The organism is Marinoscillum sp. MHG1-6, assembly GCF_024714475.1.
Taxonomy (GTDB): domain Bacteria; phylum Bacteroidota; class Bacteroidia; order Cytophagales; family Cyclobacteriaceae; genus JAMZMI01.
Window position 1 is genome coordinate 172,406 of sequence record NZ_JAMZMI010000008.1, and the last position, 16,408, is coordinate 188,813.

13 protein-coding genes are annotated in these 16,408 nt (G+C 43.6%); 6 read left to right on the top strand and 7 right to left on the bottom strand.

Translation table 11 applies throughout. The features are described from left to right. Positions 1–143: 143 nt before the first annotated feature. A complete protein-coding gene (locus NXR94_RS15870) occupies positions 144–3,440 on the bottom strand; it encodes a family 43 glycosylhydrolase (protein WP_258105650.1) in 3,297 nt (1,098 codons plus the stop codon). Between the two features lie 826 nt (positions 3,441–4,266). On the opposite strand from NXR94_RS15870, the gene NXR94_RS15875 reads away from it, so the two are divergent. Then, the gene (locus tag NXR94_RS15875) at positions 4,267–4,473 is read left to right on the top strand and encodes a hypothetical protein (RefSeq protein ID WP_258105651.1); all 207 of its coding nucleotides are present in this window, start codon (positions 4,267–4,269) and stop codon (positions 4,471–4,473) included. Positions 4,474–4,589: 116 nt separating this feature from the next. Here NXR94_RS15875 and NXR94_RS15880 read toward each other — a convergent pair whose 3' ends face one another. Both NXR94_RS15880 and NXR94_RS15885 read right to left on the bottom strand, forming a co-directional pair. Beyond that, entirely contained in the window at positions 4,590–5,465 is an 876-nt protein-coding gene (locus NXR94_RS15880; protein WP_258105652.1) for an alpha/beta fold hydrolase, read from the bottom strand. Between the two features lie 99 nt (positions 5,466–5,564). Next, the gene (locus tag NXR94_RS15885; protein WP_258105653.1) at positions 5,565–6,125 is read right to left on the bottom strand and encodes a Crp/Fnr family transcriptional regulator; all 561 of its coding nucleotides are present in this window, start codon (positions 6,123–6,125) and stop codon (positions 5,565–5,567) included. Between the two features lie 531 nt (positions 6,126–6,656). On the opposite strand from NXR94_RS15885, the gene NXR94_RS15890 reads away from it, so the two are divergent. Next, positions 6,657–6,788 carry a hypothetical protein gene (locus NXR94_RS15890; protein ID WP_258105654.1) on the top strand — a complete coding sequence of 44 codons (132 nt, stop codon included), beginning with the start codon at positions 6,657–6,659 and terminating at the stop codon, positions 6,786–6,788. Between the two features lie 47 nt (positions 6,789–6,835). Here the strand turns inward: NXR94_RS15890 and NXR94_RS15895 are convergent, their stop codons facing one another. Both NXR94_RS15895 and NXR94_RS15900 read right to left on the bottom strand, forming a co-directional pair. Beyond that, positions 6,836–9,364 (bottom strand): glycogen/starch/alpha-glucan phosphorylase, encoded by a 2,529-nt coding sequence (locus NXR94_RS15895; protein ID WP_258105655.1) that lies wholly within the window; start codon positions 9,362–9,364, stop codon positions 6,836–6,838. 152 nt (positions 9,365–9,516) lie between these two features. Then, positions 9,517–10,875 (bottom strand): LamG-like jellyroll fold domain-containing protein, encoded by a 1,359-nt coding sequence (locus tag NXR94_RS15900; protein WP_258105656.1) that lies wholly within the window; start codon positions 10,873–10,875, stop codon positions 9,517–9,519. A gap of 190 nt (positions 10,876–11,065) precedes the next feature. Between NXR94_RS15900 and NXR94_RS15905 the strand changes: the two genes are divergently transcribed. From NXR94_RS15905 to NXR94_RS15915, 3 genes are all read left to right on the top strand, one after another. After that, complete coding sequence (locus NXR94_RS15905; RefSeq protein ID WP_258105657.1) at positions 11,066–12,070, top strand: cytochrome c; 1,005 nt, start codon at positions 11,066–11,068, stop codon at positions 12,068–12,070. A gap of 279 nt (positions 12,071–12,349) precedes the next feature. After that, positions 12,350–13,294 (top strand): sterol desaturase family protein, encoded by a 945-nt coding sequence (locus tag NXR94_RS15910; RefSeq protein ID WP_258105658.1) that lies wholly within the window; start codon positions 12,350–12,352, stop codon positions 13,292–13,294. A gap of 45 nt (positions 13,295–13,339) precedes the next feature. Further along, positions 13,340–13,876, top strand: a complete 537-nt coding sequence (locus tag NXR94_RS15915; RefSeq protein WP_258105659.1) for a hypothetical protein — start codon at positions 13,340–13,342, stop codon at positions 13,874–13,876. Between the two features lie 6 nt (positions 13,877–13,882). Here the strand turns inward: NXR94_RS15915 and NXR94_RS15920 are convergent, their stop codons facing one another. Then, complete coding sequence (locus NXR94_RS15920) at positions 13,883–14,986, bottom strand: peptidoglycan bridge formation glycyltransferase FemA/FemB family protein (protein ID WP_258105661.1); 1,104 nt, start codon at positions 14,984–14,986, stop codon at positions 13,883–13,885. Then, positions 14,983–15,261, bottom strand: a complete 279-nt coding sequence (locus tag NXR94_RS15925) for a hypothetical protein (protein ID WP_258105662.1) — start codon at positions 15,259–15,261, stop codon at positions 14,983–14,985. Before NXR94_RS15925 ends, NXR94_RS15920 begins: the two co-directional genes overlap by 4 nt. Before the next feature lie 317 nt (positions 15,262–15,578). On the opposite strand from NXR94_RS15925, the gene NXR94_RS15930 reads away from it, so the two are divergent. Next, positions 15,579–16,052, top strand: coding sequence for a DUF1493 family protein (locus NXR94_RS15930; protein WP_258105664.1), 474 nt, complete (start codon positions 15,579–15,581; stop codon positions 16,050–16,052). Positions 16,053–16,408: the final 356 nt, after the last annotated feature.

Genomic DNA, 16,408 nt, shown 5'->3' on the forward strand with positions numbered 1-16,408 from the left:
TCGATCTTGTTTGAAAAATTGAATTTAATATATCCATTGGCTCCTGGCATACTGTTGGGCAGTGGTGTTTAAATAAAAAAAGGCCGCTTCAACGATTGTTAAAACGGCCAATACGAAAAGATTAGCTGGTGAGAGACCTAAGTTTAATGTTTGATCATGAATTCTTGCGATTTATACTCTTGACCTGTAACGCTGATAATATAAATTCCTGCGGACAGGTCCGAAACATCCAAGCTTTCAATAGTTGATGAAGCATTTTTTCTACCTCGAACAATACCTGATAAGTCAGTAATCGAGATAATCTCTGAACCGGTAAAAACCGGGATTTCGATTGTCAAATAATTTGTGGATGGATTAGGATAAAATTTAAAAGGAGCTGAATTGGCCAGAACATGCTCCGACTTTCTTGCCCCACCTTCACTTGCACAAGTCAGGTTATTATTATTTGGATCGTAGCTAAAGACCTGGTGGGTTAGGTTATCTACGCAGAAGTCGATATTTACACTTCCGGTTGCCTCACCTGATGTGGCAAAGTAAACCTTACCATCTGTGCCGGTAACTCCGGAAATGGACTCGTTGAAAGTGCCAATGAATGTTCCATCTACGGTTACACTGGGAACGGCGCTTCCATTGTTATCAAATACCGTAACCTCAGCAAATCCCTTTTTCTTACCTCTGCCCAGGTTGATGGTGCCATCAATAATTCCTTCTACATGTATTGTGGTGTTATTGATAACTGAATAATTGACAGTGTATGTGGTACTAGAGGAGCCATCAAATGAGGTGACCACGATGGTAGAGGTACCCGATCCAGAGCTTACATCGACAGGATCATCACCGTTTACTATCGCTGCCGTAGAAGTGGTGATAACAGTGGGTTGAACACTAGCGGTTCCGGCTGGAAGGGATACTGTATAAGAATGTATAGCGGGGTCGAAGGACGGAGACAAACTGCCAACTTCAAAGCTCATATCCGCTAATGAGGAAACAGCAGGCATTAAAAATCCATCTGCGGATTGTCTGATCGAGGCGGCATCCACCTGACCCGCGTAGATATTAAATTCATGGATTTCCCCAAGCCAGGTTGGGTCGTTGAAATATCCACTTTTCCCAAGAAACGCATGGTTATTAGATACATTAGACAACTGGCGACTATCATCCAATGGGATAAAGCCAAGTTCATCGCCGTCCACATAAAAACGTAATGATTCTCCACGTATGACGGTGACAAGATGATGCATTTCGTTTTCGCCGAGCGCAGGGCCAAATACACCCAACTCAGTAGTCCAAGGATAAGCGTCTCCTTGTTGAATACAGGAGTAACTGATATCGCTACAGTTGGAGGCAGAGGTCATAAGGTAATCATTGCCCTCCATCCATATGAGATTGATGTCCCCCATAAACAAGGCCATGGAACAACCTACATCGGCACCTGTTTTTACAAACAATTCCAAAGTGGTGGATTGATAAGTATTAATAGCGATGGTCGCCGCATCCAGGTTTGCGTAATCTCCTTCGGCATCCAGGATCAGGGCACCATTGGAGATGGTCGCACTTCCGGCCAAGCTACCATGTGCAGACCCTACCTGATCGGATGCATCTGATTCAAATGAGTACGAATGTTTGAGTGCTACCGGAACAACCGTGATCGTATAGGTTGAGTTTGTATTGATGGAAGTGGTAAGGTCAAAAGTTGCTGTTTGCTCACCAGATGAGATATCCACAACCCCATTGGAAGCTCCATTCTCAGTAATGGTAAATGAATTATCAGCCGGGGTAGGGGTAAGTGTTACACTGGAGGCACCTTTTGCGGCATATACGGTGTAATTAAATATGTCCGGATCGAAATTAGGGACTAAAGTTCCATTGCTTGTGGTAAGCTTGCTGAGTGTGGGTGTGTCGGGTAAAAATTCAGACACCGTCCATCGCTGACAAGGATGGTTGGTATTAACAAAAAGAGTAACAGGGGCATCAGCCGTTTGTGCAAATGGAATTTCCATCATGACATCTTTGCTTGATGGATAAATGATTAATTGATCATTAGCATCTTTGACTACCCTCCATTTCTGATTAATAGTTCCGGTATAATTGCTGGTCAGTTGAATATCTGTGTCATTGTTTGTGCCCACGGCTTCCAGGTATTTGGTTTCATCCGCATAGCTCTGTATAGTGTATTCTCCGGTGCCAAGTGGCGTAAAACGCCATTTCTGTGTTGACTGGTTAGGGTTGACATCGTATTGATAGGTGATCGTTCCGCTCGAGGTATTGTGATTTTCGAGATCGAGCGCCTTGGAACTATTTTCATTTTCGAGCGAATAGACACCAGCTTTCAAAAAGTCCATCGATAATGTGGGCCATCCATCTTCGCCCCACTCCAACATGGCATGTCCAAGGGTAGGGCCACCCATGTAGTTGGCCTCTTCACTTGGGTAGTAGCCATTGGGAGAGTAGTAGTGAAAGGAAACGTAGTCAACGCCATTTTCCCGATATAATCCGAAATGTCCCGGACCGTAGTACCGATCGTCCAGTCCCCGGCTGTCGTCATGTTCAAAAAACAAGGTGCCTCCGCTAGGAGCACTTTCTACTCTCATTGGGTTTCCATCTTTGTCTGTAAAAGGGCCAAAAGGTGAAACAGATCTCCCGATCACCATATAATAAGTGCTGGCAATTCCGTTACAGCATCCGCCTTTATCATAAATAAGATAGTAATACCCATCACGATAAAACATGCTACCTCCTTCTCCTTCTCCATAGGCTCCGTTTCCTGTATATGAGTTGGCTACAGAAATGGTATTGCCAATAGGCTGTCCGGATATGGAATCGACTTCAGTCACAAGGATTCCATCCTTATTAAATGATCCATATGTCATCCAAATACGATTATCAGGCCCCCGCATCATGGCGGCGTCAATGGCATTGATGTCGAAACCGGCTCTCGGGGAATATATCCCGATATCTCCCTGGTCTACCCATTCATAGTTTGGGTCTTCCGGATCCAGGGTTTCATTCACCACTACCCCAATACATGAAAAGGTAGTTCCCCAAACCGAGGCAGAATAGTAGAGATAATACTTACCATTCATGTAAATAATATCGGGAGCCCAGAAATGTCCCGTGAAAGAGCCAGGGCCAGCAGGATTGTTCGTATAGGTGTCTATCCAACTGGGATACTCCCCGTTTGGGAAAGGGGAAGGACCATCCAGCCAGGTCACCATATCATAAGAATATTTGGCCGCAATACCGTCTCCGGTGGCAAAGATCCAGTACTTGTCTTTATCTTTTATTATGCTTGACGGATCGTGGATACCGGCAGGCCAGTTTTGAGCCTGGCTGGTGAGGTATATTATGAAAGCAATAAAAGTCAGTAACGCTCTTATCTTTTTTTCGAATACTAACTTTTGGGATTTAGGGTTAAAAGGGTAAAGTTTTGGGGTTTTCATAGGTTTCATTTTTGGTTAATGTATATCAACATACTGCAAGTAGCACGTTCAACATCACCAGCGTCTGTTTCGTAAACTCCCCGTGTATCAGGCATCTTCCATGCTATGAGCTTCGCTCTAATAAAGGTCACCAGGTCAATTAGATGGGAGGTGCGGGCATCAAGGGGTTTTGTTTAAAAAAACAGGCGGATAATGTTGTTTTGATATTATAGTTGTTGGTTACGATCGTAAAGAATCAAATCTTCGCGGAAGGTTGAAAGTGAATTACACATATGTCCACCTATTTTGATATTTATCCACCAAATCACTCTAAAACATAATGTTATGGTTGATTTGACAATATATTTTTGCCGTTGTTAATAGAAATTCCCCGTAAAGTGGGTTTTATAATATCCGGAAAAAGGATGTCTATTGACTAATAATCGTTAGTTGAAGTGTAAATAAAATAATGGTCATGGTGTGCCTGTTGAAATCAAAGCTTTTGGCGTTGGCCTTTAGCTGCGGACTGAAAACTATGGACTGTTGACGATTGGCTTTTGGTGTTAGCCATTAGCTGCACCAGCTCTTCAGTCATTACGAGCGGAGTGACGTAATCTTGCGATTGGCATTAGCCGTTTGCCTTTGGCCTTTGGCTGGTTACTGATCACTGTCAACTGAGAATCGATAACTGTATGGTTTTTGGCTTTTGGCGTTAGCCATTTGCTGTGAACTGAATACTAAAAACTGTGAACTGATTACTGATAACTGAACACTGTTTGTCCTTTGGCTTTTGGCTTTGGCTGTTAGCCATTTGCCATTCACTGAGGAATAAAAGCGAAGTAATCTTATGATTGTAAAAGGGTTCTTCATCGCTAAACGTCACTCTGAGAGAGCCAGTCGAAAGACAAGCGCATCGAAGAGTCTCAAGTTTAGAGTTACTGCACAAATGGATCAAATTGAGAACTTGCTACCAATGATGAGACTCTTCATCCTTCATATCCCGATGGATATCGGGACAGGTTTCAGAGTGACGGTTATCAATGATATTAAATGAGGACTATATGGCCTTTGGCGTTAGCCTTTAGCTGTATACTATGTACTATTAACTGTGGACTGTGTGTTGGCCATTAGCGACTAGCCGTTTGCTATGAACTGATCACTGTCAACTATTCACCGCTCAAGAAACTCCTGCATCATGCCAATGGCTTCTTCAGTTTGTTCTTCCTGAACGAAATGACCATAGGGGAGCTCCGTCACTTGTGCTTGAGGCAATCTGTTTTTCCACTTGAGCAGAAACTCGGTGGTGATAAATTCGTCCTTCGAACCCCAAAGGATCAGCCATTCTTTGTTTTCCAATTGATCCAGTTGCTCCCATTGCTGTTGGTACCAGTCTGATGAGCCGACCAGGGCTTTGGCTAGTTGTAGCAGGGGCTGCCTGGAGGCTTTGTCAGGAAAAGGATGGATATACTGCTGATGGACTTTTCCGGAGAGCTTTTTCTTGTCAGAAAATCCCTTTTTCAATAGCACCTTAGGAGAAAAATTCAGGCGGAGGTATAGGAATTTGCCCAGTCCACTATTAACGATCTTGTTTATTTTATTGGCTTCCTTCAGCTCTTTGGTGGACCAAAGCCAGGTATTGAATAGGATGACTTTTTTGATTCGATCTGAGTGCTGTATCCCTGCTCCAAGCCCGATGGGTCCCCCAAAATCATGTACGACCAGGGTGATGTTCTTCAGGTCCAGCTTTTGGATAAACTCAGCCAGGTTTTGGGAGTGGAACTCAGGTGTACCTAGCGTGTCCTCTTGCTTTTCAGACAATCCAAAACCCAAATGATCGATAGCTATGCATCGATAGTTGCTGGAAAAAGCCTTGATGAAATCCCTGTAAAGAAAGGACCAGGTAGGGGTGCCGTGTATAAATAAAATGACCTCTCCCTGACCTTCATCTACGTAATGCATATTGCCTGCTTCAAGGCGGAGGTATTTGCTGTCGAACGGGTAAAGATCGGTGTCCACCCAGGGTTGTGCGATTATGGTAGCATTCATGATCATAAGGGTTAAAACAGTGAATAATGATCTCATCGCTGAGTTTTGAGACAAAGTTCACGACTGCATATTTACCCAATCTTGGTATAAACCAATTTTTCAGATCTTGACGTTGTTGAGCAGCTTGCTGAGGTTGGTGGGATCAATGCGCAGGTAGGAGGCGATATCCTTTTGTGGCAGAATGTTTAATAAATGAGAGCTCCTTTGTGTAAAGGCCTTAAATCGTGTTTCGATATCATAAGCCATTAGTTCATAATGACGATGTATCATCCCGATTAAGAGGTATTCGGTGGCCTTTCGAAATAGCGTTTCAATGGGACGATGCTCCTGCATTAGTTGCTGATGCTTTTCATAGGAAATTCTTATAAACTGACTGGCGGTGATGGTTTCGAGGAAGTATTTGGAAGGCGTTTGTGTCAGGAAAGATTCCGGTATGCCACTGAAGGAGGGTGGATAAGTGAAAGCGATGACGTGCTGCTTATCATCATGGAGGTAGTAGGACTTTTGGATGCCCTCCATGACAAAATACAGGTGACGCTCCGTTTCTCCCGGCGCCGTCATGATGGTCCTTTTCGGAGCGCCGTATGGTTTCCAGTGGGAGAGGTATTCTTCGAGCACTGCATCATCAACGCTATGTATTTGGGATAGGAAGTCTTTCATTGGCACACTCAATTTAATACATTCGGAGTTGGCTTTGGCTTTGGCTTTGGCTTTGGCTTTGGTTTTTTGGCATTTGGCGTTGGCTGTTGGCCATTAGCTGTGGACTTTTTGGCTTTTGGCCTTTGGCGTTGGCCATTAGCTGCACCAGCTCAGCCGTCATTATGAGCGTAGCGAAGTAATCTTGCGATTGGCATTAGCCGTTTGCCTTTGGCCTTTGGCTGGTTACTGATCACTGTCAACTGAGAATCGATAACTGTATGGTTTTTGGCTTTTGGCGTTAGCCATTTGCTGTGAACTGAATACTAAAAACTGTGAACTGATTACTGAACACTGTTTGGCCTTTGGCTTTTGGCTTTGGCTGTTAGCCATTTGCCATTCACTGAGGAATAAAAGCGAAGTAATCTTACGATTGTAAAAGGGTTCTTCATCGCTAAACGTCACTCTGAGAGAGCCAGTCGAAAGACAAGCGCATCGAAGAGTCTCAAGTTTAGAGTTACTGCACAAATGGATCAAATTGAGAACTTGCTACCAATGATGAGACTCTTCATCCTTCATATCCCGATGGCTATCGGGACAGGATTCAGAGTGACGGTTATCAATGATATTAACTGCGGACTGAAAGCTCTTGGCTTTTGGCGTTGGCTTTTGGCCATTAGCGACTAGCCGTTTGGTATTAACCGAATACTGTGGACTGATAACTGATTACTGTCTCAATGCCAATTGCTTTTCGGGTCATAATCAGGGACGTTGACTTCAATGGGTTCTATTTTCCAGATGTCTTCACAGTACTCCATGATCGTACGGTCGCTGCTAAACTTGCTGGATCGGGTTGTGTTGAGAATAGACATGCGGGTCCAGTTTTCCTGATCCTTAAAGGCTTTACTAATACGGTCCTGACAATCGATATAGCTCTGGTAATCGGCCAGCACCATATAGTCATCATGATTTTTAAGATTGTCGATGAGGGGTTGGAAAAGCTTTGCCTCATCCCAAGGAGAGAAGTAGCCCATTTCCAGCATGTCCAGACATCTTTTAAGCTCGTGGTTTTGATTGTAGATATTCCAGGGGTTATAACCACCACGTTTCCGTTCTTCGACTTCATCCGCAGTGAGTCCAAATAGAAAGAAGTTTTCTTCACCCACTTCTTCTCTGATCTCAATATTTGCACCATCCAGTGTACCAATGGTTAAGGCACCATTCATCGTGAATTTCATATTGCCGGTTCCTGAAGCTTCCTTGCCTGCTGTAGAGATCTGCTCGGATACATCCGCGGCCGGATATACCTGTTGGCTGTTCTTTACATTGTAATCGGGAATGAAAACCACTTTGATCTTTTTCCTGGCCACCGGGTCATTGTTGATCACTTGTGCTACGGAGTTGATGAGCTTGATAATCAGCTTGGCCATAAAATAGCCGGGGGCAGCTTTCCCACCAAAAATGAAGGTACGAGGCACCATGTTCAATTTGGGATTGTCCCTGAGTCGGTTGTACAGAGTAATGATATGTAGGACGTTGAGGTGCTGACGTTTGTATTCATGGATGCGCTTCACCTGAATGTCAAAGATCGATTTGGTATTGAGCTTAATGCCTTGTGTATCGAAAACCCATTTCGCCAGCTTTTCCTTCGCCTCCATTTTAGCCTTTGACCAAGCATTTTGGAAAGGTTTCTTGTCTACATGATCTTCCAGCAGTTTAAGGTAGGTGAGATCTTTGGTCCAACCGTCACCAATATGGCTGGTTATCAATTTCGTCAACGCACGGTTGCTGAGCACCACCCATCTCCTGGGAGCCACGCCATTGGTTTTATTGCTGAATTTCTTAGGCCACATTTCATAGAAATCGTGCAGCACATTTTGTGTAAGCAAATGGGTATGCAATTCCGCGACGCCATTGACTGCGTAGCTACCAACGATCGCCAGGTGGGCCATTCGAATATATTTCTGATCACTTTCATCTATTATGCTCATTCGACGGACACGTCCATTGTCCGAGTGAAAATGTTCTTTCACCTGTTCTAAAAATCGGTCGTTGATCTCCAGGATGATTTCCAGATGTCGTGGTAAAATCTTACCGAACATAGGCATAGGCCAGCGTTCGAGGGCTTCGGGAAGGAGGGTATGATTGGTATAAGCGAAAGTGTTTTTGGTGATATGCCAGGCATCATCCCACTCCACCTGATGCTCATCCACCAGCAGACGCATCAACTCCGCCACTGCAACCGAAGGGTGCGTATCATTGAGCTGAAGTGTCATTTTTTCATGAAAATTGGAGACGGGGTTGTTTCTTATCTCCAAATGGTATCTCAAACAATCCTGAAGTGTGGCAGAAACGAAAAAGTACTGCTGGATCAGGCGCAGCTCACGACCTGATACCTGTTCATCATTAGGATAGAGCACTTTGGTGATGTTTTCCGATTTTACTTTTTCATCTACCGCACCAAAATAGTCCCCGCGATTGAAGGTCTGAAAATCAAAGGTATTGGTAGCCTCTGCTTTCCATAGCCGGAGAATAGCCGCATTGTCGGTGAGATAGCCAAGGATAGGGGTGTCATAAGGTATGGCAAGAACGACATGATCCGGATTCCACTCTACGCGGTATTGATCATTTTCATCCCACCAGTTTTCTGTTTGCCCTCCAAATTTCACCTCAACGCACGCTTCATTTCTGGCTATTTCCCATGGATTGCCAAACTTGAGCCATTTGTCGGTGACTTCGGATTGCCAGCCGTTTTCGATCTTTTGCTCGAAAATCCCGAATTCATACCGGATGCCATAGCCGATGGCTGGAAGGTTGAGCGTGGCGAGTGAATCCAGGAAACAAGCCGCCAGGCGTCCCAGTCCTCCATTGCCTAATCCGGGCTCCTCTTCCTGGTCTAGTAGATCGGTTAGGTTCAGGTTTAGATCATTCAGACTTTCTTCCATAGTTTCATAAAGCCCCAGGTTGATCAGGTTGTTGCCCAAATGTGGGCCCATGAGGAATTCGGCGGACAGGTAGCCGACGACACGAGAATCGTGATCATTTAAGGCTTTTTGCGAGTGAAGCCATCGGTGCATGATCCGATCACGAACGGTATAGGCCACCGCGAGGTATAGGTCATTTCGGGTGGCATTGTCCAGCCTTTTACCCTGGATGTAAAAGAGGTTATCCAGAAAGGCACGTTTCAGGGTGGCGGTTTCCAGCCCGGTTCGATCATCTTCGACGAGGATATCAGGCTCAGAATTTTTGGTCTTTGTGGCCATGATCAGGAAAGGTTCTTGAGTAGATGGATATTAATCTTAAACCTCAAATTCTGCAATGAGTTTCGTCAGGTGCTATAAAGTTTCGTTGAGCGCTTAGGCCAATTTTCCGAGGCTTTTGTGATACTTCTATGAATGCAAGCAAGATTAATCGCTTATTGCAATAGAATTTTTCTAATTTCAATTACCTCATCGTTGTCATCGGTAATTAGAATAAAATATAATCCTGTCCCACCAAACTCACCTATGTCGATATCAAACAATTGGTTGGTTATGTCTGAATGGAAAATGATATCTCCAGAGATATTCAAAATTTTAATAGTATAATCATTGAGCTGTTCGTATTCTTCTCCAGAGTGTATGAAAATTTTATCCTTTGCCGGGTTAGGGTATACTTTTATGGTGTTGAGAGATTCAGAAGTATTAAGTCCAGTGAATTTTATATCAATGATGAGAGTATCCGATATAGCTATGCTATCATATATGGTTACGAAGGTTGTATCTACTATTTTCGTAATAATGGTGTCCCTAATTGTTACGAAAGTTGTATCATACACTGCAGTTTTGATTGTATCATTTATTTGAATTGTATCTGTGAAATAGGTGGCATCAAAAACGTATCTTGAATAATGATTTATTAGGCTATCACATTCACCAATATTAGTTGATTGCATTTCAGTGGAGTCAAAGTAAATAACCTGTATTGATGATTCAAACCCAGGACTCGAAACAAAATAAGTAGTTGTATCATTTACAATTGTATCCGAACAGTTTGGTTCATAATACAAGGTTAAAATCTCATCCGGAGCTAATGCTCGGTCATAAATTCTGATATCATCTAGTTGACCAAAAAAGTAGCGAACCGTGGAACCATCAGGGGTAGAGGCATCTACGTTTGCTGATCCACGACCAATTAACAAAGGAGTGTTATCGACAGGTAAAACTAATGAGGAAGAAACCTCATCTATCAGTTCACCATCGAAGTACAATTTGAGTGCATTACTGTCATATGTGGCAACCAAAAAATGCCATCCTGAAATCAAATCTTGAGATTGATAGATACAATTGGCCCCAGTTGGACCTGTATTAATACCTAAAATTAATTTAGGAACTTCTGGTGTTGTTTCATATAAGTCACCTGGATTATACAATTGTAAAGAATATCTCCCACCATTTTCATCTCTTAATTTTCCAAGTAGTACTTGGCCAAGGTAAGCTTCAATATTATCGCTTTTATACCAGAGACATAACGAAAAGCTATCGGTGAAGTCAAGTAGATCATTGTCTGAAACGGAAATTTCATCTTCAAAAAAACTGTATGCGGAATAATCTTGACCAAACCTATCTGAAGATAATTCAGGGTTATTAGCTACGCCGTGAAGGCCATTTCCACTTTCATCATTGGCATTCCCATTGAAAGGCCAATAACCAACCAAACCATCAGTGGGTATTTGTGCATTTAGTTTAACAACAAATCCATAAAGCAGTATAAAAATGATGAATTTGGTTTTCATAACATATGACCCTTATATCTGATATAAGTTAGTCATTTTTGTTCAGTTATTTTATATCAATTCAATACAAGCTGAGAAGGTAATTACCTACCTACAGCCACTTTTAACCGATCAATATTTTTCGTACCTTCAAAATAAGCAAACCAAGCCTTGGACGGAACCCGTTTTTTCACCTTGACCTAATAAAGCCATGTTGAAGAAAATCCTTTTGGGTCTGTTGGCCCTTATCATTCTCCTTGTTGGAGGTTTTGTGATTTATGTCCAGCTGAACTGGAATAAAACGTATGATATTCCGTATCCTGAACTTCAGGTTTCTACGGATTCAGCCGTTATTGCAAAAGGGGAGTACCTGGTAAAAGGTCCTGCTCATTGTGCCATTTGCCATGTCAGTAGTTTTGACGAAATGATCAAGGCAGATGGTGGTGAAGATATACCCCTGAAGGGTGGTGTTCGCTTTCCTCTTGGCCCATTGGGGATAATATCACCGGCCAACTTAACACCTGACCCGGAAACCGGAATAGGAAGGTATACCGATGGGCAGCTATTCCGAATGATGCGCCATGCGGTAAAACCAGACGGAACAGGAACGCTTTCACTAATGATGCCATTTTGGAACATGGCAGATGAGGACCTGGTGGCAATTGTCTCTTATCTAAGGTCCTGCGAACCGATCAAAAACGTGGTTGAGCCACCGTCTTATACTTTTGTAGGAAAAATGGTTCGAGCGACAGCTCCTTTGTTTGAACCAGTTTATGACCCTACTCCCCCTGATAAAGCTCCGCCGATGGAAGCTACCATTGAGAGAGGGGAGTACCTGGCCAGGTATGTGGCTAATTGTGTGGGCTGTCATACTGCACGTGATCCCATGACATTCGAAGCTATAGGCCCGGAGTATGCCGGGGGAATGGAGATGGAGCCCTTACCCGAACTTCACATCAAGTTGGGTATTGATCCTGATTTGTGGACCCGGTCCGTAAACATCACTCCTCATCCAAATAGTGCCCTAGCTCGCTTCAAAACATTGGACGCCTGGATTACACGCTTCCGACAGGGAAGATTAATACTTAACTCCCCAATGGATTGGGGGCCCTTTTCACGGATGAGTGATGAAGATCTGGAAGCCCTTTGGTTGTATTTGCATAGCCTTGATCCAATTGAAAACGATACAGGACCAGTCGTTTTTAAGAAGGAGTAAGCGCGTAGAGGTACCGTTTCTGAGGTTAATAGAATCCTTTAGATCCCGATTTGGGCTCAATTCATTTATTCAAAGGCTAATTTTCATTCCTCCAAATTTAGTTTTTGCAAAAAATGCAAATGCCTGCGTGGGTTGAGTGGGTTCTGGGAAATATTGCAATGTTTCTGATGGTGTCGGGAGCGGATTAGGCTAATTCGCAATAAGCTCTTTTTCGGTCCTATGAATCCGTTTCACCGAGCTGTCGGATGTACCTAATTTGGTTGAAGAAACGATTCAACCATGTCCGAAGTTATAAAGACCCTTGATTTAACCCTTACCATGTTACCACTGCTACTCATGGCACTGGGGTTGGAGTTTTTCATTGGTTACGTCAGGGGGAAGAAACTGTATAGGTTAAAAGATACGCTGGCTAATGTGGCAACGGGGTTGCTTATCTCTATTCCGGGTTTCTTATGCAAGGCTGCCGCCTTTGGTTTGTATTCCTTCGTATATCAATTAGCACCCTGGGAAATGGGTAACAGTTGGTGGGCGTTTGTGCTTTGTTTCCTGGGTAGTGATCTGATCTATTATCTGTTTCACCGATTGGGCCATCAGACTCAGCTCTTCTGGGCAGGTCACGTGACACACCACTCATCAAGAGAGTTTAATCTGTCAATAGCGGTCAGGTTTCCTTTTCAGGTGCTTTACCGATTCATTTTTTGGACACCATTAGCGTTGCTGGGATTTCATCCTTCTATGATTATCCTGACCGATTCGATCGTGTTCATCTATGCGTTTTACCTGCATACCAAACTCGTTGGAAAACTGGGATCATTAGAGTGGTTGTTTAATACTCCGTCTCATCATCGGGTACACCATTCCTCCAATGAGGTCTACCTGGATACCAACTTTGGAGGGGTGTTCATTATTTGGGATCGGCTGTTTGGAACATTCAGAGAGGAAACAGAAAAGCCCCAATATGGCCTCACGCATGAGGTGAATACCCATAATCCATTTCGCTTACAATTTGATGAATATATCTACACATTCCGGTCCGCCATTCAAAAGGGTTCTCTTATCGGGGCGCTCAAATACTTACTAGACAGGCCAACACCGCACGCATTGACTGCCGAAAAGCACGTTTGTTCGCAATGCACCATGAGCTGTCCTTTTAAGAATCCTTTGGATGCGACCTGGAGTGCACAGGTGGTACAGCCCCTGCTGACAAGAAAAAAAGCGGCCTGAAACGCCGTGCTGGAAAAAATGATAAAAAATTAAACTTAAAAAGGCATGAAAACGCTGATCCTTGCTAAAACTATTACCGTGTTTATGATGTTTTGCATGATTTACCCGGTGTTCGCTCAAAATGTTACCAACATCCCGGAAGGGTATGTAAAACGAGAAAACCTTAACGGTCCAAGAGTGGGGATGATATTCCTGGGACCGGGTAAAGATGCGGAAAGGTTGGACGATTATAAGATTGCGCCTATCATGACCTTTTTTGGATGGAATCAGGAAACGAAATACTTTGAGCTCCCAAATGGTACTTCAGGGATTATACAGGGAGTGGTTGGAATTGCAGGGCTTGAGCAAAGCACCTTTTTGCCTACCGGAAGTTTAATGGTCGGGTTAAGAGAAAAGAATGGATGGGAATTTGGCTTTGGACCGAATCTTTCCATTTCGGGGGCCGCTTTTGTGATAGGGGTAGGTAAGACTACTTCTATAGGAGGTATCAATTTCCCTTTCAACTTTGCGGTTGTTCCCAGCAGAGGAGGGGTCCGCTACAGCCTGACTTTTGGCTTCAATGCGGCATATGAAAAAGGATAGCATACTTTAGGCTCTTAACTCGTGCAGAATAAAGTTATCATATCCTTTGCTATCGTAGGGATAATCCCAGCAACCCATTCGATGATATAGCTGGCCTCCAAATCCCTTTTTGTAAACATGCACTCCATGTAGAGGATGTGAATTATCCAGGTTAGGGGCGGAGCCAAACATGTCATACTCAGAGCAGCCCCAGTCTTTGGCGATCTTGATGGACTCCCACTGCAAGGCATAGCTGGCCATGGCATTTTCTTTGTTGTTGCCGGAGGCCCCATAAAGATAGATTCCCCGGTTTTTGGACAGCACGAGAAACATGGAAGCCAGAAACTGCCCATCGAGCGCTGCCATGAGCATTTTCACATTGACTCCTTTGGCATGGTTGTCCTGATTCTTAAGAATGGAGGTGAAGTAATCAGGAGCGACGATTGGTGTCTGATGACGGATCGAGGTATCCAGGTAAAGCTCGTACCAGTCGTCTATATAATTCAATCCATACTCCCGAACTTCAATTCCCCTCTTAGCGGCCTTACGAACATTGTAGCGGGTATTGTACCGCATGTTTTGGAGGAGGTCGGATTCGCTCTGTTTAAGGTTGAGGAAGAAGGTGTTTTTGGGAAGGAGGTCACTGGCACTTTTCCGTAGTTTCCAATTGTTGGTTTTGTAATTGACCCGAAACTCCTGCGTGGTATTTTGGGGCGGCCCGATCCAGTTTCCGCAGTCATCAAAGTATTCCTCTTCTTTAGACCACTGGTTTTGCCACATGAGGTCGTATCGAACGAATAAGCAATTCTTTGGCAGGAAGGGACGGATGCATTCTGAAAGCTCCTCCAGGAAGAGACCGTGGTTCTCAAAGTCGGGTTCCAGCTTAGGTCCGTAGGGGACATAAGCATAACATTCATCTTGATCCAGGTACTTGATCAGCACCAGCAGGTCTTCTTTCAGTTGATGATCCGTGTTGTTTTGGACGTAGAGCAGGTCCTTACTGATGGACAGTTCAAAACCTTGCGGTATAAAGCCCTGGTGATTTTTGACCCTGCCCCAAAAGGGTGTTTGCGGTAGGATGCTCGTTGGGGTAAATTCCTCTATGCCTTTTTCTTCCAGTCTGCAGATCATTCGTTCCTATTTTGCAAAAGGCTTGCAAAGGAAAGCAACAGTGAAGTTTTGATCAAGTGGAAGAGGGGAGAATTGCTAATCGCGACTTTATTATGTTTCGCACCATCCCACCATAGACCCTTAGGGGAATGACCCATGATCCCGCGGCAACCATTCCTGACCACAGGAAACCCTTTGTACCCTACAAGGGTGGTCATGGAGTATTCACCTGAAAGCACCCACCACACTTCGCTCGGGTATCCCGGGTGAGGAATATGATAATGGCTTATAGCCATGATTCAGATGTGTGGTATGCAATTCTGAAATGTCGGTATAGCGAAAGCCAAATAGTGGTTGTGCTTATGATCGTAATGAATTTAAACAGATACAGGTCTAAAGCCGAATACATAGGAATCACTCCTCGCAGCGCTGAGTGCACCATTAAGTAATTTTCGATGCTCCTGTTATATGTTATGTTGAATAAAACGGATGTATTGCTTGAGATCTAATGGTCAAACCGTATTTTTATACGGATAATAAACGGCTTAACCGGTTATACTCGGCTAACCGATTGATAATAAACAAAATATACACCAACCTGAAAGGTGTGTGAGTGCACTATATTCGGTTGTTGGCATGCATGATCCACATGAACACAGGAAACTACCAACTTGAAGATATATACTCCGAAATTCGTAATTTCATTTCGAACGAACCCTTAAACCCCAGTACAGATATTTTCAAAGATCTGGGTTTGGTTGGAGACGACTTCCACGAACTCATTGAACAATATCAGAAGCAATTCAACGTCAACATGGACTCCTACATTTGGTATTTCCATGCTGATGAAGAAGGACTTAATTTTCCAGGAGCTCTCTTTTTCAAACCCCCATATGAACGTGTTACTCGAATTCCTGTAACTCCTGAACTTCTTCTCAAATTTGCAAACACTGGAACATGGAAACTGAATTACCCTGAACATCAACTTCCAAGTAAGAGATATGACATTCAGATAAATACAATCTTTGGAGCGACTTTGTTAGTCATCATTGCAATAACGCTGATTTACAACTTCTTGGTGAAATAACACACATGCCAACAAACGCTGATACGGCATATGTCATAGTGCTATCTGAGAGTTCATCTGGACTTGACCACTTATCTGCCCATTCTGAAATTTTATCACTTTTGGAAACTTCTGTGCTTCTGGACTGAGACTTGAGGAACGCAGTTCTTCGTGGATACTGTTGTGGTGATTGGGCAGATTAGCTACTTTAGTGTAACCTAGATGCGGCGGACACACGCCGTATAGCTAGTCGATATCTATGATAAAATCAAGCCATTTCAACTTTTTTTAGTGCAATTCTATCCTGATATGGTGTCCCTCTCTTAACTACCGCTACTACCCTGTGCAGTAGCTTATTTCTTATGGCGTTAAGAATG